Annotated in this window: 14 protein-coding genes; 10 read left to right on the top strand and 4 right to left on the bottom strand. The window is 74.0% G+C overall.

Translation table 11 applies throughout. The annotated features are described in order from the left end of the window. Positions 1-141 precede the first annotated feature (141 nt). Complete coding sequence (locus ACWCP2_RS36895; protein WP_450912907.1) at positions 142-1,221, top strand: DNA-3-methyladenine glycosylase family protein; 1,080 nt, start codon at positions 142-144, stop codon at positions 1,219-1,221. Between the two features lie 43 nt (positions 1,222-1,264). Here ACWCP2_RS36895 and ACWCP2_RS36890 read toward each other — a convergent pair whose 3' ends face one another. The 3 genes from ACWCP2_RS36890 to ACWCP2_RS36880 all read right to left on the bottom strand — a co-directional run bounded on the left by ACWCP2_RS36890 (position 1,265) and on the right by ACWCP2_RS36880 (position 4,183). After that, positions 1,265-2,599 carry a coenzyme F420-0:L-glutamate ligase gene (locus ACWCP2_RS36890; protein ID WP_450912906.1) on the bottom strand — a complete coding sequence of 445 codons (1,335 nt, stop codon included), beginning with the start codon at positions 2,597-2,599 and terminating at the stop codon, positions 1,265-1,267. Continuing rightward, entirely contained in the window at positions 2,596-3,555 is a 960-nt protein-coding gene (gene cofD / locus ACWCP2_RS36885; RefSeq protein WP_450912905.1) for a 2-phospho-L-lactate transferase, read from the bottom strand. Before cofD ends, ACWCP2_RS36890 begins: the two co-directional genes overlap by 4 nt. A gap of 82 nt (positions 3,556-3,637) precedes the next feature. Next, a complete protein-coding gene (locus ACWCP2_RS36880) occupies positions 3,638-4,183 on the bottom strand; it encodes a cysteine dioxygenase (protein WP_450912904.1) in 546 nt (181 codons plus the stop codon). Between the two features lie 659 nt (positions 4,184-4,842). Between ACWCP2_RS36880 and ACWCP2_RS36875 the strand changes: the two genes are divergently transcribed. The 3 genes from ACWCP2_RS36875 (at position 4,843) to ACWCP2_RS36865 (ending at position 10,596) form a co-directional block, all read left to right on the top strand. Next, entirely contained in the window at positions 4,843-5,106 is a 264-nt protein-coding gene (locus ACWCP2_RS36875; RefSeq protein WP_112450237.1) for a WhiB family transcriptional regulator, read from the top strand. A gap of 334 nt (positions 5,107-5,440) precedes the next feature. After that, the gene (locus ACWCP2_RS36870) at positions 5,441-9,112 is read left to right on the top strand and encodes a glycosyltransferase (RefSeq protein ID WP_450912903.1); all 3,672 of its coding nucleotides are present in this window, start codon (positions 5,441-5,443) and stop codon (positions 9,110-9,112) included. Then, positions 9,109-10,596, top strand: coding sequence for a DUF5719 family protein (locus tag ACWCP2_RS36865; RefSeq protein WP_450912902.1), 1,488 nt, complete (start codon positions 9,109-9,111; stop codon positions 10,594-10,596). Before ACWCP2_RS36870 ends, ACWCP2_RS36865 begins: the two co-directional genes overlap by 4 nt. Before the next feature lie 210 nt (positions 10,597-10,806). Here the strand turns inward: ACWCP2_RS36865 and ACWCP2_RS36860 are convergent, their stop codons facing one another. Beyond that, positions 10,807-11,304, bottom strand: coding sequence for a metallopeptidase family protein (locus tag ACWCP2_RS36860; protein ID WP_450912901.1), 498 nt, complete (start codon positions 11,302-11,304; stop codon positions 10,807-10,809). 114 nt (positions 11,305-11,418) lie between these two features. Between ACWCP2_RS36860 and ACWCP2_RS36855 the strand changes: the two genes are divergently transcribed. The 6 genes from ACWCP2_RS36855 to ACWCP2_RS36830 all read left to right on the top strand — a co-directional run bounded on the left by ACWCP2_RS36855 (position 11,419) and on the right by ACWCP2_RS36830 (position 17,205). Further along, on the top strand, positions 11,419-11,793 hold the full coding sequence (locus ACWCP2_RS36855) for a DUF3499 domain-containing protein (protein WP_450912900.1): 375 nt from the start codon (positions 11,419-11,421) through the stop codon (positions 11,791-11,793). A 78-nt stretch (positions 11,794-11,871) separates the two neighbouring features. Next, positions 11,872-13,242 (top strand): phosphomannomutase/phosphoglucomutase, encoded by a 1,371-nt coding sequence (locus ACWCP2_RS36850; RefSeq protein WP_450912899.1) that lies wholly within the window; start codon positions 11,872-11,874, stop codon positions 13,240-13,242. 306 nt (positions 13,243-13,548) lie between these two features. Further along, positions 13,549-13,737 carry a Trm112 family protein gene (locus ACWCP2_RS36845; RefSeq protein WP_214948446.1) on the top strand — a complete coding sequence of 63 codons (189 nt, stop codon included), beginning with the start codon at positions 13,549-13,551 and terminating at the stop codon, positions 13,735-13,737. A gap of 83 nt (positions 13,738-13,820) precedes the next feature. Continuing rightward, entirely contained in the window at positions 13,821-14,954 is a 1,134-nt protein-coding gene (locus ACWCP2_RS36840) for an SIS domain-containing protein (protein WP_450912898.1), read from the top strand. A 40-nt stretch (positions 14,955-14,994) separates the two neighbouring features. After that, on the top strand, positions 14,995-16,167 hold the full coding sequence (gene manA, locus ACWCP2_RS36835; protein ID WP_450912897.1) for a mannose-6-phosphate isomerase, class I: 1,173 nt from the start codon (positions 14,995-14,997) through the stop codon (positions 16,165-16,167). A gap of 93 nt (positions 16,168-16,260) precedes the next feature. Beyond that, a complete protein-coding gene (locus ACWCP2_RS36830; RefSeq protein ID WP_450912896.1) occupies positions 16,261-17,205 on the top strand; it encodes a cation diffusion facilitator family transporter in 945 nt (314 codons plus the stop codon). The last annotated feature ends 118 nt before the right edge of the window (positions 17,206-17,323 follow it).

Here is a 17,323-nt window from a genome sequence, read left to right as displayed (position 1 = left end):
GGGGCGGAGCCCCAGGGGGTCCGGGCGCAGCCCGGTACCCCTCCCCAGCCCGTCCGGCGTTTGAGGACCGGGGTCCGGGCAGCGCCCGGGGAACGGGGGAAGGGCGGGGAGGGGACAGCCCCGCAGGGCTACGCTCAAGGCATGGCCGGCCGCTACGACCCCCTCACCCGCACCGCGATCCGCGGCGGCCGCACCCCGCTGCCCCCGGGCCCCGCCGACACCCAGGCCCCGCCCCCGGCGGTAGGCACGGGCGCGGCCCAGCCCCCGGGCCAAGCCGCAGGCGAGCACGCACCGCACCCCAAGACCCGCTCCTGGACCCCGCCCACCCCGGTGGACCTGGGTCTCACCCTCGGCCCCCTCAGGCGCGGCCCCGCCGACCCCACCTTCCGTGCCACACCCGGCACGGTCTGGCGGGCCACCCGTACCCCCGCCGGCCCCGCCACCCTCCGGGTCACGCGGGATGGGCCCGGGGTGAGCGCCACCGCCTGGGGGCCCGGCGCCGACTGGATCCTCGACGGGCTGCCCGAGCTGCTCGGCTCCGCCGACGATCCGACCGTCTTCGTCCCCCGCCACCGGCTCGTGCACGCCAGCCACCGCCGCCGCCCCGGCCTGCGGCTGACCCGTACCGGCCTGGTCCTGGAGTCCCTGATCCCGACGGTCCTGGAGCAGAAGGTCACCGCCGACGAGGCGTACCGCGCCTGGCGCCGCCTCGTACGCCAGTACGGCGAACCGGCTCCGGGCCCGGGTCCGGGACCGGAACAGGGCGCCGGCCCGGGGCTCTACGTCATGCCCGACGCCCGCACCTGGGCCCTCATCCCCTCCTGGGACTGGCACAAGGCCGGCGTCGACTCCAAGCGCTCCGCCACCATCGTCCGCGCGGCCCGCCTCGCCGCCCGCCTCGAAGAGGCGACCGCCATGGACCTGCCGGCGGCGGCCGCCCGCCTGGAGGCGGTCCCCGGCATCGGCCCGTGGACCTCCGCCGAGACCCTCCAGCGGAGCAACGGCGCGGCCGACGCCGTCACCACCGGCGACCTGCACCTGCCCGGCATCATCGGCTACGCCCTGGCCGGGAACCGGGACGCCGACGACGCCGCCATGCTGGAGCTCCTCGCGCCGTACGCCGGCCAGCGCCACCGCGCGGCCCGCCTGGTCCTGCTGGCCGCCGGCGCCCCGCCCCGCCGGGCCCCCCGGATGCCCCGGGGCGACATCGGCAGGCTCTAGAGCGCCCAGCGCCCAGCCCCCCCACCGCCCAGCCCCCACCGCCTCAGCGGACCTCGATGAACTCCTCCGCCGCCCGCACCGCCCGCTCCGCCGGAGCGAGCGCCGCGTGCCCGACGGCCACCGCCCCCATCGGGTCCCAGTCCTCGGGCAGGCCGAGGACCTTGCGCACCACGTCCCGGCAGAACATCGTCGAGGACACCCACGCGGAGCCCAGCCGTTCCCCGGCCAGCGCGACCAGGAAGTTCTGCACGCCCGCGCCCATCGCGACGACGAACATCTCCCGCTCGGCCGCGTCGCGCCGCGCGTGCCCGTAGTCGTGCGCGCCGTCCGTGACCAGACAGGGCACCACCAGGTACGGCGCGGCCCGCAGGACGTCGCCCCGCCGGACCCGCTTCGCGATGGACTCCTCGGATTTCCCGTCCCGCCGCAGGTCCTCGATCCAGGCGTCCCGCATCGCGTCCAGCAGCTCCAGCCGCGCGCCCGCGGACTCCAGCAGAACGAACCGCCACGGCGTCGTGTGGTGCGGGGCCGGGGCGGTCACGGCCGCCGCCACCGCGCGGCGCACCGCGCCCGGGTCGACCGGCTCGGACGTGAAGGCCCGTACGGTACGCCGCTGCGTCACGGCCTCCCGTACCGCCTCCGAGGTGCCCAGCCGGAACATGTCGTCGGCCGGCGCGCGGACCAGGTCGGCCGCCGTGGACCCCTCGCCCCGTACGTGGTCCAGCCCGCGCACGATCGCCACCGGCAGGCCCAGGGCCTTGCCCTTGACCAGGTCGCCCGCGGCGGCCAGCTCGTCGGCGGTCGCGACGACCGTCGCGCTCAGCGGGTTCCCGTGGGCGTCGGTGCCGCCGCGCAGGTCGTCCAGGACCCGTACGCCGGCCGAGCCGATCGCCACGTCGGTGAGCCCGGTCCGCCACGGCCGCCCGAAGGTGTCCGTCACGATCACGCCCACGTCCACGGAGCGCAGCTCCCGCAGCCGGGCACGGATCGCGGCGGCGGAGGCGTCGGGGTCCTCGGGCAGCAGCAGGACGGTGCCGGCCTCGGTGTTCGAGGCGTCGACCCCGGCCGCGGCCATGACCAGCCCCTGCCGGTTCTCCACGATCCGCAGCGTCCCGCGGCGCGCGACGACGCGTACGGTCTCGGCGTCGATCGCCTCCTCGCGCGAATCGGCGCGGACGATCCGGCCCTCCGCCTTGGAGACGATCTTCGAGGTGACGAGCAGGATGTCGCCGTCGCGCAGGCGGCTGGAGCTCCCGGATCCGGCGGGTACGTCGGTCGCGGCGGCGATCAGCGCCGCCAGGTCGTCGCCGGGCCGTACCTCGGGGATCCCGCGGACGGCCTGCACCAGGTACTGGTGCGGCGGGTTCCCGCCGGTCACCGGGAGGCCTCCGCCAGGTCCAGCGCGGCCCGCGCCATCTCCGCGGTGGCGGCGAGGTCGGTCATCATCAGCGGGACCGCCCGGCAGGTGATGCCGGCGGCCTCGACCGCGGCGACGGCGTCCGCGTCGGCGGTGTCGACGAGCCAGCCGTCGAGCAGCTCGGTGCCGTAGTGCAGGGCGACGGCCGCGGCGGTGGACTCGACGCCCACGGCGGCCAGCACCTTGTCGGCCATCCCGCGCACGGGGGCGCCCCCGACGATGGGGGAGAGGCCGATGACGGGCGCCTGCGCGGCGGCCACGGCCTCGCGGATGCCGGGTACGGCGAGGATGGTGCCGACCGACACCACGGGGTTGGACGGCGGGAAGAGGATCACGTCGGCGGCCGCGACGGCCTCCAGGACGCCGGGCGCGGGCTTGGCCTGCTCGGCGCCCACGGGTACGACGGCCTCGGCGTCCACCGCGGCACGCATGCGGACCCAGTACTCCTGGAAGTGGACGACCCGGCGCTCGCCGCTCTGGGAGTCGGTGATCGCGACGTGGGTCTCGACCCGGTCGTCGGACATGGGGAGCAGCCGGACGCCGGGCTGCCAGCGGTCGCAGAGGGCCTCGGTGACGGCACTGAGCGGGTAGCCCGCACCGAGCATCTGCGTACGGACGATGTGGGTCGCGAAGTCGCGGTCGCCGAGGCCGAACCAGGTCGGTCCGACCCCGTACGCGGCGAGTTCCTCCTTGACGGTGAAGGACTCGTCGGTGCGGCCCCAGCCCTGGTCCTCGTTGATGCCACCACCGAGGGTGTACATCACGGTGTCCAGGTCGGGGCAGACCTTGAGCCCGAACAGGTGAATGTCGTCACCGGTGTTGCCGATGACCGTGATGTCCGCGTCGGGAACGGCGGACTGGAGACCTCGGAGGAAACGGGCGCCGCCGATGCCGCCTGCCAGAACAACAATGCGCATACGGACAGTCTGTCAGCAGCGTTCCGATCCCTTGAGGGGTGGTGGCCGGGCGTCGGGCGGGACGCCCAGGCGGGTCCGGGGATCAGACGGACAGGGCCTCGGGCCGGGCCGGAGAGCAGCTGTGCATCGGCATCTCGGTCAGGCCGGGGAAGTACACGTGGAGGCTGACGGCGCCTTCGAGGCTGTCGTTCTGCACCTCGTGGGCGTACCCGGGGGCGAAGACGCGCTGGGAGCCGGCGCGGAGTCCGAGCGAACCGCGGGTGGTGTGCTCGGTCAGCTCACCCTCCAGGACGGTCAGCACGCCGGAGGAGCCGCCGTGGTCGTGCAGGCCGCTGCCCTGCCCGGGGACCCAGCTGAGCAGCCAGACCTCGTAGCCGGGGCCGGTGCGCAGGCGGTGGTACCAGCGGGTCGTGGCGTCGTACTGGACCAGGTGCTCCCACTGGGAGCGGTCGGCGGCGATGGAACGGGCGAGGCCCACGAACTCGGCGACGGTGGCCGGGTGCTCGCGTGCGGGCTGCAGCAGGTGCTGGACCGAGAGGATGTCGCCGGCGATCTGGAGGTCGCTCTCGACACGCGCCGGGGCGACGGCTGCGGCGGGGGTGGCGTTCAGGGTGCTGGTGCTGTTCATCGGGGGGTTCCTCGACGGATGTCAGTCATGCGGCGGTTGCTGTGGGGGGCGAGCTGGAGCTCAGGGAGCCGGAGCTCCCGAGGCATCAACAGCTGCAACAGCAACAGCGAACCTGGGCAGCGCACAGGAACCCACGAATGGGGGTCCGGGTGACTGCTGAGGGCGCTGACATGCGTACAAGAAGAACCGGTGGAAGGCCGGACTGTCAACCCAATGTCCGATTTGGTAGAAAAGTTTCACCTCATCCGGTTACCGTGCCCGGAGAAAGGTTTGTGCAGTCAGAACCGGGGGATGTGGCGCTGCGAGTCGCGCTGCAGCCTGCTGTGGCGGCTCTCAAACCCGTGAAGCCGTGCGATGTCCTTCTGTGGCTGAAATGTGATCTGCGCCGCTTCTTCGGCCGGATCGGAACCCCACCACAGAGTGACGCGTCGACTACGGGGGAGGGAGTGCCAGGCGTGACACGTGTGGCTTGTGTCACGATTTTTGGCGATATGAACACTTTCTGCATAGGCTTGGTTCCGCAGAGTGAATAAGGGGCCCAATAGCAGATCTCGGCTTGACTGCGCTGGAGCCCCGCACTTGTAATTTCACTCGTGTCGTTACGTAGCGATGAGTGACGGCATGACCACGGGGACGCACAGACAGAGCGAGGGGCGCACATGACCGAGCTGGTTCAGGAACTGCTGGTCGAGGAGGCGGACGAAGAGCTCGGATGGCAGGAGCGAGCTCTCTGCGCCCAGACCGACCCCGAGTCCTTCTTTCCCGAGAAGGGCGGCTCGACCCGCGAGGCGAAGAAGGTCTGCCTCGCCTGCGAGGTCCGCTCCGAATGCCTTGAGTACGCCCTCGCCAACGACGAGCGATTCGGCATCTGGGGCGGCCTGTCCGAGCGCGAGCGGCGACGTCTGAAGAAGGCCGCCGTCTGAAGCGCCCACGGCGCGCACCCAACGGCGCCCACGGCAGGGCCCGCGGTACGGCCCGCGGTACGGCCCACGACATATCCGGCGGCCCACCCGAAGGCATAGCCGCCTGTGCACCCGGCCTCACGCACGGCAGCGGCCGAAGTGCACGCACCGGTACAAAACGCAGTACCTCGAACGGCACGACCCGCACGGCGACGAGCAGAGCAAACGGTCCGCCTCCCGCACCTTCCCCGCAGGAGGCGGACCGCTGTGTTCCCAGCCGTTAGGGTGGGGCGCTGTCCAGCAGCCTCCGAGGGCACACCACCCCCGGACCCCCGGCCGGAGGGCCCGTACCGCGATGTCCCTGCACAGCCAGTCGAGCGCCTCCCACCAGGCTGCCGCCGCACCAGAGTTCCCCCGGCACGTCGTCACCGCCGTGCTCGTCGCCCACGACGGCTCCCGCTGGCTGCCCCGGACCCTCGCCGGTCTCCTCGGCCAGGAACGCCCCGCCCAGAGCCACATCGCCGCCGACACCGGCAGCGCCGACGACTCCGCGCGCCTGCTCGGCGAAGCCCTCGGCGAGGACCGCGTCCTGCACCTCGCCCGGCGCACCGGCTTCGGCACCGCCGTCGACGAGGCCGCCCGCACCGCCGGGACCCTGACCCCCGAGGAACTCCCGTACCTCAAGCGCCCCTCCGGCTGGGACCCCGTCAGCCGCACCTGGCGCGACGACACGTACGACCTCCCCGACCTGCCCCACGGCGAACCCGTCCAGTGGCTCTGGCTGCTCCACGACGACTGCGCACCCGAGCCCGACGCCCTCGCCGAACTGCTGCGCGTCGCCGACGAGAACCCCGACGCCGGCATCATCGGCCCCAAGCTGCGCGGCTGGTACGACAAGAAGCAGCTCCTCGAAGTCGGCGTCACCATCGCCCGCAGCGGCCGCCGCTGGACCGGCCTCGACCGGCGCGAACAGGACCAGGGCCAGCACGACCAGGTCCAGCCCGTCCTGTCCGTCTCCAGCGCCGGCATGCTGATCCGCCGCGACGTGTACGACGGCCTCGGCGGCTTCGACCGCCGGCTGCCCCTCATGCGCGACGACGTCGACCTGTGCTGGCGCGCCCAGAGCGCCGGATTCGCCGTCCTCGTCGCCCCCGACGCCGTCCTGCGGCACGCCGAGGCCTCCGCCCGCGAACGCCGCACCGTCGACTGCGTCGGCCGCTCCGCCGCCAGCCCGCACCGCGTCGACAAGGCCGGCGCCGTCTACACGATGCTGGCCAACAGCCCCGGCCGCGCCCTCCCGTACGTCCTGCTGCGCATCCTCCTCGGCACCGCCCTGCGCACCCTCGCCTACCTCATCGGCAAGGCCCCCGGACAGGCCGTCGACGAGGTCACCGGCCTCCTCGCCACCCTGCTCCGGCCCGGCCGGATCCTCGGAGCCCGCCGCCGGCGGGGCCGCGCCCTCGTCGCCGGGCAGGTGCTGCGCCCGCTCTTCCCGCCGGCCGGCGCCAGCCTGCGCGCCAACGCCGAACAGCTCGCCGAGTACTTCGGCGCCAACGGCGACACCGAGAGCTCCACCGCCGGCCGGCACGGCGGAGCCGTCGAATCGGGACCCGGCGCAGACGACGCCGACTACCTGGACGTCGAACAGTTCGCACGCCTCAAGCGGATCGCCCGCAAGCCGGCGCCCGTCCTGTTCGGCCTCCTCCTGCTCGGCTCCCTCATCGCCTGCCGCTCGCTCCTCGGCGGCGGCTCCCTCATGGGCGGAGCCCTGCTGCCCGCCCCGGACGGAGGACTCGACCTCTGGCGCGTCTACGCCGACGACTGGCAGCCCGTCGGCACCGGCACCACCGCCGGGGCGCCGCCCTACCTCGCCGTCCTCGGCGCCCTGTCCACCCTGCTCCTCGGCTCCACCGACGCCGCCCTGACCCTGCTGCTGGTCTGCTCGGTCCCGCTCGCCGGGCTCACCGCCTACTTCGCCTCCCGGCCCCTGGTGGAATCCCGGCTGCTGCGCGCCTGGGCCGCCGTCGCGTACGCCTTCCTCCCCGCCGTCACCGGAGCCCTGGCCGGCGGCCGCATCGGCACCGCCGTCCTCGCGATCCTGCTCCCGCTCATCGCCCGCTCCGCCGTCTCCGCCTTCGGATGCGCCCCGGGCGAGGGGGAGGGCAGCTGGCGCTCCACCTGGACCTACACCCTCCTGCTGACGCTGGCCACCGCCTTCACCCCCGTCGTCTGGCCCCTCGCCGCCGTCCTCGGGGTCGCCGCGCTGGTCCTGCGCCGCGCGCACTGGAAGACGTACGGCCCCCGCCTCCTCGCCACGCTCGGCGTCCCGCTCCTCGTCCTCGCCCCCTGGTCGCTGAGCCTGCTCACCCACCCCGGGAGCTTCCTGCGCGAGGCCGGACTGCCCTACGGAGCCGGCTCGGCCACCGCCCTGGACCTGCTCGGCATCAGCCCCGGCGGCCCCCGCACCGCCGGCGGCCTGATCCTGCTCGGCGTGGTCCTCGCCGCCCTGGCCGCGCTGGTGCGCAGCGACCGGCAGTTCGCCGTACGCACCGCCTGGGCCACCGCGCTCGCCGCGCTCGCCCTGGCCGTCCTCGTCAACCGCACCACCTGGGCCGGCCCCGCCACCCTCGTCTACGGCCTCGCCCTGCTGGCCGCCGCCGTCCTCGGCGCCGACGGGGCCAAGCAGCGCGTCGCCGCCAGCAGCTTCGGCTGGCGCCAGCCCCTCGCCGCCCTGATCGCGCTCGCCGCCGCCGTCGGCCCGCTCGCCGGCGCGGCCGGCTGGATGCTCAGCGGAGCCGCCGGACCGCTGGAGCGCCGCGACCCCGTCCAGGTACCCGCCTTCGTCGCCGAGGAGAGCGGCACCCGCGACCAGGCCCGCACCCTCGTCATCGGCGCGGACTCCCCGGCCGTCCTCTCCTACAGCCTGGTCCGCGGCTCCGGCGGCCGCCTCGGCGACGCCGAACTCGCCGCCCGCGCCGGCAGCGACACCCGCCTCGACAAGGTCGTCTCCAGCCTCGTCGCCGGTTCCGGCGCCGACCAGACCGACCAGCTCGGCGGCTTCGCCATCCGCTACGTCCTCGTCCGCGACGGCGCCCCGCAGGAGATCGGCCGCGTCCTGGACGCCACCCCCGGCCTCAGCCGCCTCAGCAAGCTCGAAGGCAGCGCCCTGTGGCGCGTCGACCGGCAGGTCGCCCGCGCCGTCATCGTCTCCGGCAAGCCCGGCGAGGCCCCCATCCCCGTCGCCTCCGGCCCCGTCGAGGCGCACACCAGGATCCCGGCGGGCGAGGCCGGACGCGTCCTGCGCATCGCCGACCGGACCGACCCCGGCTGGCAGGCCACCCTCGACGGCAAGCCGCTCAAGGCCAAGACCGTCGACGGCTGGGCCCAGGGCTTCGAACTCCCCGCGCAGGAGGGCGAGCTCGACCTCGTCCACGAGGACGCCCTCGCCCGCACCGCCTGGCACTGGGCCCAGGGCCTGCTCGCCCTGGTGCTCCTCGTGATGGCCCTGCCGGGCCGCCGCGCCCGCCTCGACGACGACCTGCCCGAGGACGAGGCCTCCGCCGCCGAGGAGGCCGGCGAGGGCCGCCGGGCCCGCCGCCTGCGCGAGCAGTCCGAACAGGACCAGCAGTCCGGGCCCGCTCCGGCCGAGGCGGCCGTCGCGGCCGACCCGTACGCGCAGATCCCGGCGCAGCAGACCTACGGCGAGGAGGCGTACGCCTACCAGCAGCCGGCGTACGGGGACCAGGGCGACCAGAGCGGCTACCCCTACGCCGCCCAGGAGCAGCAGCCGCAGCAGTACGCCGCGTACCCGTACGAGCAGCAGCCCTACACCGGCCACCCGGACGCCCCGTACGAGCAGCCGTACCAGCCGTACGAGCAGCCGTACCCGCCCTACCCGCAGCAACAACCGGACCCCCAGACCGGCTACGACCCCTACGGCCGGCCCGACGGGCAGCACGACATCCGGCACGACAGCGAGCACGGCGGGCAGCACGCCCCGCGCCCGGACGGGAGCACCCAGCAGTGAAGCAGCGCGTCCCCCTCACGCTCGCCGCCGTCACGGCCGCCCTGGCCGCCGTCACCGGCCTCGCCACCCTCACCGCGCCCGCCGCCGACGGGGCCGCCGCCTCCGCGGGCAAGCCCGCGGCCCGGATGCCGGTCGAGCGGTCCCTGCTGGTGTGCCCCGCGCCCAGCACCTCCGACATCGCCGAGACCCTGTACACGGCGATCACCCCGGGCGCCGCCTCCCCGGGCGGCAAGGGCACGGCACGGCTGCTGGGAGCGACCAAGGAAGCCAAGCCGGTCCTCGAACTCAAGGAACCCGGCAAGCCCGTGGGCGCCAAGGCCTCCGGCGCCGAGGCCCCCGCGCTGAGCGGGGTCGCCGACGGGTTCCTCGCCCCCGGCTGGAGCGCACAGCAGACCACCGTGGTCTCGGTGGGCCGTACGCGCGGCCTGCTCGGCGTCGGCTGCACCGCGCCCGGCACCGACTTCTGGTTCCCCGGCGTGAGCACCGCCAAGGGCCGCGAGGACTACGTCCACCTCACCAACCCCGACGACACCGCGGCCGTGGTGGACATCAAGCTGTTCGGCCCGGACGGCGCGGTCAAGGCCGAAGCGGGCACCAGCGAGAACATCCGCATCGACCCGAAGTCCACCAAGGCCATCTCCCTGGCCTCCCTCGCCCCCGGCGCACAGCTCGCGGACGTCACCGCCCACGTGACCACCCGCGCGGGCCGCGTCGGGGCCACCGCCCAGGTGGGCGAGGAAGGCGTCGGCGCCGACTGGCTGCCCGCCTCCGTGGACCCGGCGGGAACCCTCGTCCTGCCCGGCATCCCGGCGGACGCCACCTCCGTACGGCTCGTCGCCTTCGCCCCCGGCGAGGACGACGCGGACCTCCAGGTGAAGCTGGCCGGGGCGAACGGCTCCATCAGCCCCGCGGGCGCCGAGCAGCTCCACGTCAAGGCCGGCATGACCGCCGGCCTCGACCTCAAGGACGTCACCCGGGGCGAGGCGGGCTCCCTGGTCCTGTCCCCGGCCGACGCCAAGAAGTCCGCGGTCCCGGTGGTCGCCGCCGTACGGGTGGTCCGCGGCACCGGAGCCAAGCAGGAGGTCGGCTTCATCCAGGCGTCCGCCCCCGTCGGCACCCGGGCGACCGTCGCGGACAACCGCCCCGAGGCGAACGCCACCCTGCTCTCCCTGACGGCCCCGCCCGGCGCCGACGCCACGGTCAAGGTGACGGCCTCCCCGGGCACGGAGGGCGGCGAACCCGCCTCCAAGGAGGTCACCGTCAAGGGCGGCACCACGCAGACCCTGACCCTCGCCCCGACGGGCGGCAAGGGCGCCTACGCCCTGACGGTGGAAACCGTCTCCGGCGGCCCCGTCCACGCGTCCCGCACCCTGACGATCCCGCGCGACGGCATCCCGATGTTCACCACCCAGACCCTCGCGGACGACCACTCCACGGTCTCGGTCCCCAAGGCCACCCAGAACCTCACGGTCCTGACCGACTGACCCGACCCCACCGGGGTGTGTCATTTCAGCCGTCCGGCGTTTGAGGACCGGGGGTCCGGGGGCGGAGCCCCCGGAGGGGTCCGGGCACAGCCCGGGGAACGGTGGAAGGGCGGGTAGGGGACAGCCCCGCAGGGCCCCCTCCCGCACCGCCGACGCGGGCGGGCCGGGCCCGGCAAGGCCCCGTAGCGGACCTTGGTCCGACGAGTCCGACTAGTCCGACCCGTACCGCGGATCCACCGTCTCGGGCGACAGCCCCAACAGCTCCGCGACCTGCTCCACCACGATCTCGTGCACCAGCATCGCCCGCTCGTCCCGGGACTTCGCCCGGATCTCCACGGGCCGCCGGAACACCACGATCCGGGCCGGCCGCCCGCCACCCGCCTCCGCCAGCGCCCCCAGCGGCACCGCCTCGTCGTTCCAGCCGGCCTCCGCACCCCCGGGCGGCCCCGGTACGTCGCCGATCATGAACTCCACCTCGGCCAGCTGCGGCCACCGCCGTTCCAGCCGCTCCACGGAGTCCCGTACGAGGTCCCCGAAGAGCTCCCCCCGGCTCGCCGACAGCGGTACCTGGGGAGGAGCCACCGGCCCGCGCATCCCGCGCCCGTGCCGGTCGCGCCGCCGCACCCGCGGCTCACCGGCGGGCGACCCGCCGGGCAGGGAGGCGGCAGGGGGCACGGGGGGAGGGGGAGGCAGAGTGCTGTCCGTCACCCCCGCAGGGTAGCCCGCAGATCCGCACCGGGGCGGGGGAGATCGGACGACACGGGGGAGCGACGGGGGGAGAGTCGTCGCGGCCCGGTCAAGAGTGCGGTACGGTCCAACGTCGTGAGCCTTGTACGTCGCTGTTCGCGCACCGCGTGCGGCCGCCCTGCCGTCGCGACTCTGACGTACGTCTACGCCGATTCGACCGCAGTTCTCGGCCCGCTCGCCACCTACGCCGAACCCCACTGCTACGACCTCTGCGCCGAGCACTCGGAGCGGCTGACCGCCCCGCGCGGCTGGGACGTCGTACGCCTCACCGACGGGTCGGCGCCCTCGCGTCCCACCGGTGACGACCTCGAAGCCCTCGCCAACGCCGTGCGCGAGGCGGCGCGGCCGCCGGAACGCGCGGCCGGAGCGGGCGGCACGGGTCAGGGCGGTCCCACCACCGGGGAGACCCGTCGCGGACACCTGCGCGTCCTGCGTTCGCCGGATTCCTGACATTCAGCCGATCTGAAAAGCCGCCCTGCGTCCACGGTAGGTTTGCCCCACCGCACATGACCTTCTGGAGGGCAGGCAGTGGCCACCGATCTTTCGAACATCGTCAAGGCGTACGACGTACGGGGCGTCGTGCCGGACGAGTGGGACGAGCGCCTGGCCGAACTGTTCGGTGCCGCCTTCGTCGAGGTGACCGGTGCTCCGGCGATCGTCATCGGCCACGACATGCGGCCCTCCTCCCCGGCCCTGTCCGGCGCCTTCGCCCGCGGCGCGGCCGCCCGCGGCGTCGACGTCACCCTCATCGGGCTCTGCTCCACCGACCAGCTGTACTACGCCTCCGGCACGCTGGACCTGCCCGGCGCGATGTTCACGGCCTCGCACAACCCGGCCCAGTACAACGGCATCAAGCTCTGCCGGGCCGGCGCCGCCCCGGTCGGCCAGGACACCGGCCTGTCCACCATCCGCGAGCTCGCCGAGAAGTGGAGCGACGAGGGCGCCCCGCCGATCCCCGCCGGCACCGTCCCGGGCACCGTCACGGAGCAGGACACCCTCACCGGCTACGCCGCCCACCTCAAGGGCCTGGTCGACCTCACCGCCGTCCGCCCCCTCAAGGTCGTCGTCGACGCGGGCAACGGCATGGGCGGGCACACCGTCCCCACCGTCTTCACGGGCCTCCCGCTCGACGTGGTCCCCATGTACTTCGAACTGGACGGGACCTTCCCGAACCACGAGGCCAACCCCCTCGACCCGAAGAACATCGTCGACCTCCAGGCCCGCGTGAAGGCCGAGGGCGCCGACCTCGGCATCGCCTTCGACGGCGACGCCGACCGCTGCTTCATCGTCGACGAGCGCGGCGAGGGCGTCTCCCCGTCCGCCATCACGGCCCTGGTCGCCGCCCGCGAACTGGCCCGCAACGGCGGCACCGGCACCGTCATCCACAACCTGATCACCTCCTGGTCCGTCCCCGAGGTCGTCCGCGAGAACGGCGGCACCCCCGTCCGCACCCGCGTCGGCCACTCCTTCATCAAGGAGGAGATGGCCACGTCCGGCGCCATCTTCGGCGGCGAGCACTCGGCGCACTACTACTTCAAGGACTTCTGGAACGCGGACACCGGCATGCTCGCCGCGCTCCACGTCCTGGCGGCCCTCGGCGGCCAGGACGGCCCCCTCTCGGACCTGGTCTCCTCCTACGACCGCTACGCGGGCTCGGGGGAGATCAACTCGACCGTCGCCGACCAGAAGGCCCGCCTCGCCGCCGTCAAGGCCGCCTACGGCTCCACCGAGGGCGTCACCCTGGACGAACTGGACGGCCTCACCGCGACCAGCACCGACTGGTGGTTCAACGTCCGCGCCTCGAACACGGAGCCCCTGCTCCGCCTCAACGTCGAAGCCCGCGACGAGACCACCCTCGCCAAGATCCGCGACGAGGTCCTGGCCCTGATCCGCGCCTGACACGGGCCCGACGGCATTGCCTTGCCGGCGATCCGGCCGGCAAGGCAATGCCGTCGATCCGGCCCCGGCCAAATCCAGCCCCGCCGGCGTTCGAGGCGCGGGGCCTGGGGCGGAGCCCCAGCAGCGGACCCGCACCGCTCCACCCCGCACCGGAGCCCCGGCTCCACCCGCCACCCGAGGTCCTCCTCCACCCGCCACCCGAGGTCCTCCTCCACCCGTCACCAAAGGTCCTCCTCCACCCGTCACCAAAGGTGACTCGGCGGTAGGCTGACCTGGCCCGATCCACATCCCCGAAGGGAACCGCACATGCCGCTCGAAGCCGGCCTCCTGGAGATCCTCGCCTGCCCCGCCTGCCACTCGCCCCTGGAGGACAAGTCGGCCGACGCGGAGAACCCCGAGCTGATCTGCACCGGAGGCCAGGACTGCGGTCTCGCGTACCCGGTCCGCGACGGCATCCCGGTGCTCCTCGTCGACGAGGCACGCCGTCCCGCCTGAGCCTCCTACCGCCACCCCGCGCCAAAGCCGAGACTGGTTCCGTCACCCCCCAGGTTCCGTCACAGACACAGCCGGAGGCCGCCATGCTCGACGAGTCGCTCCTCGACGCACCTGACGATCTCGCCCGCGCCGACCGCCGCGGCCTGCTCCGCGGTGCCGCCGACGCGGGCGCACGGGTACGCACCGCGGCCCGGCACGCCACCGAGGCGGGTCTCGCCGACCTGCGCCCCGACGGCCGCCCCCGGGCGGTGCTCATCGCCGGGCCCGGCACCGCCGCCACCGGGGTCGCCGACCTGCTCGGCGCGCTCGCCGGAGCCTCCGCGCCCGTGATCCGGCTGCACCCGACGGGCGTCGCGCACGCCGCGGGGGCCCTGCGCTGGACCCTGCCCGGCTGGGCCGGCCCCGTCGACCTGCTGCTCATCGCCACCACCGACGGAACCGAGCCCGGCCTCGCGGTCCTCTCCGAGCAGGCCTACCGGCGCGGCTGCACCGTCGTGGCCGTCGCCCCGGAGCGCTCGCCACTGAGCGAAGCGGTGGGCGGCGCGCACGGACTCCTCGTACCGATGGCCAAGGCCCCGTACCAGGAGTACGACGAGTCGGCCGCGGCCGGCCCCGGCGCCCTCTGGGCCCTGCTGACCCCGCTGCTGGTGCTCCTCGACCGGGTCGGCCTGATCACCGCCGCCCCGCACACCCTGCAGCTCGTCGCCGACCGGCTCGACCGCACGGCCGAACGCTGCGGGCCCGCCATCGTCACCTACTCCAACCCCGCCAAGACCCTGGCCTCCGAGCTCGCCGACTCCCTCCCGCTCATCTGGAGCGAGGGCGCCGCCGCCGGACCCGCCGGGCGCCGCTTCGCCGCCACCCTCGCCGAACTCGCCGGCCGGCCCGCACTGGCCGCCGACCTTCCCGAGGCCCTGCCGGCCCACGGGGTCCTGCTCTCCGGCGATTTCGCCGCCGGCGCCGACCCCGACGACTTCTTCCGCGACCGAGTGGAAGAACCGCAGGCCCTTCGCGCACGCATCGTCCTGTTGCGCGACAGGCCCGCAGGCGGACTGACAGCCGCCCCTGCCGCACGAGAGCTCGCCCTCAGCCACGACACGGCCATCAGCGAGCTCGAACCGGAGGAGGGCACCGAGCTGGAACAGCTCGCCGAACTCCTCGCCGTCACGGATTTCGCCACCGCCTACCTGGCGTTGGCCTCCGGGGGACACAGCTGAGGCGCAGCACGCGCGCGCCTCTCACCCAGGAAGACGACCGATGGACCGCCTCACGAACACGATCCGCCCCTACGCCTGGGGATCGACCACCGCGATCCCCGCGCTCCTCGGAGTCGCGCCCACGGGCGAACCCCAGGCCGAGATGTGGATGGGCGCCCACCCGGGCGCCCCCTCCCTCCTCGACCGAGGAGACGGCGAGCGCGCCCTCTCGGACGTCATCGCGGCCGACCCCGAGGGCGAACTGGGAGTCGCGGCCGTCCGCACGTTCGGCCCCCGACTCCCCTTCCTCCTCAAGCTCCTCGCCGCCGGCGCCCCGCTCTCCCTCCAGGTCCACCCCGATCTCGCCCAGGCGAAGGCCGGGTTCGAGGACGAGGAGCGCCGCGGCGTCCCGATCGACGCCCCGCACCGCAACTACAAGGACGCCAACCACAAGCCCGAGCTGGTCTGCGCCCTCACCCCCTTCGAGGGCCTGTCCGGGTTCCGCCCGCCGCTGGAGGCCGCCGCCCTGCTGGAGGGCCTCGGCGTCAACTCCCTGAAGCCCTACGCCGACCTCCTGCGGGCCCACCCCGAGGAGGCGGCCCTGCGCGAGGTGCTCACCGCGATCCTGACCGCCGACCGCGCCGAGATGGCCCGTACGGTCACCGAGGCCGCGGCCGCCGCCGAGCGGCTCGGCGGCCCGTACGCCCCGTACGCCGGACTGGTCCACCACTACCCGGGCGACCCGGGCGTCATCGCGGCGATGCTCCTCAACCACGTGCAACTCCAGCCCGGCGAAGCCATGTTCCTCGGCGCCGGCATCCCGCACGCCTACCTCGACGGCCTCGGCGTCGAGCTCATGGCCAACTCCGACAACGTCCTGCGCTGCGGGCTCACCCCCAAGCACGTCGACGTGCCGGAGCTGCTGAAGATCGTCGTCTTCGAGCCCGGAGACCCCGGCATCCTGCGCCCGGAGGGCAACGGCGAGGAGGTCTACGAGACCCCCATCGACGAATTCCGGCTCTCCCGGTTCGTCCTGGCCCCCGGCGGCGCCCCCCGGGTGGTTCCCGACGCCACCGCGCAGATCCTGCTGTGCACGGCGGGCTCCCCGCGGGCGAACTCCACGAAGTCCGGCGAACTGACCCTGGCGCCGGGCGAGTCGGTCTTCGTACCGGCCGGGGAGAAGGTCGAACTGTCCGGAACCGGCACCGTCTTCCGTGCCACCGTGGTGGTCTGACGTACCGTCCCTCTCGGTGGCTGTGAGAATCTGCGGCCGTAGCGCGGCGCCCCGGCCCGGGGCGCCGCACCGAGGAAGGGATACATCGCAACCATGAGTGCGTCGGGCGGTACCAAGGCGATCGTGGCGGCACTCGCCGCCAATCTGGCCATCGCGGTGGCCAAATTCGTGGCCTTCGTCTTCAGTGGCTCGTCCTCGATGCTCGCGGAAAGCGTCCACTCGCTGGCGGACTCCGGAAACCAGGGCCTGCTCCTGCTGGGCGGCAAGAAGGCCCAGCGCGAAGCGACCCCGGAGCACCCCTTCGGATACGGGCGCGAGCGCTACATCTACGCCTTCCTCGTCTCCATCGTGCTGTTCACCGTCGGTGGCATGTTCGCGATCTACGAGGGCTACGAGAAGATCCACGACCCGCACGAGATCACGCACTGGTACTGGCCGGTCGGCGTCCTCCTCTTCGCGATCGTCGCGGAGTCCTTCTCCTTCCGCACCGCGATCAAGGAGTCGAACGAGGTCCGCGGCAGCCTCTCCTGGGGCCAGTTCATCAAGCGCGCCAAGGCCCCCGAGCTCCCCGTGGTCCTCCTCGAGGACTTCGGCGCCCTGATCGGCCTCGTCCTCGCCCTCGCGGGCGTCGGCATCGCGCTGCTGACCGGCAACGGCGTCTGGGACGGCATCGGCACCCTGTGCATCGGCATCCTGCTGATCGTCATCGCCATCGTGCTCGCCGCCGAGACCAAGTCCCTGCTGCTCGGCGAGGCCGCCGGCACCGAGGACGTGGCGAAGATCAAGGCGGCCGTCGTCGACGGCGACGTGGTCACCGGCGTCATCCACATGCGCACCCTGCACCTGGGCCCCGAGGAGCTCCTGGTCGCGGCGAAGATCGCCGTCCAGAGCGACGACAGCGCGGCGGAGGTGGCCCGCGCCATCAACGCCGCCGAGGCCCGCATCCGTGAGGCGGTCCCGATCGCCCGCGTGATCTACCTGGAGCCGGACATCTTCAACGCCGAGGCGGCGGCGAAGGGCACCAACCCGGGCAACTGACCCGCCCCCCGGCACGCCGAGGCGCTCGCGGACTTCCCGGTCCTCGTCCTGGACGAGCCCGCCGAGCACCTGGACCTGGCCACGGCCGACGCGCTGACCGCGGACCTGCTGGCCGCGA

It is taken from the genome of Streptomyces sp. NPDC002104 (genome assembly GCF_053593795.1).
Note: the sequence above shows the minus strand (reverse complement) of the source record. Positions and strands in the feature narration are given on the sequence as shown.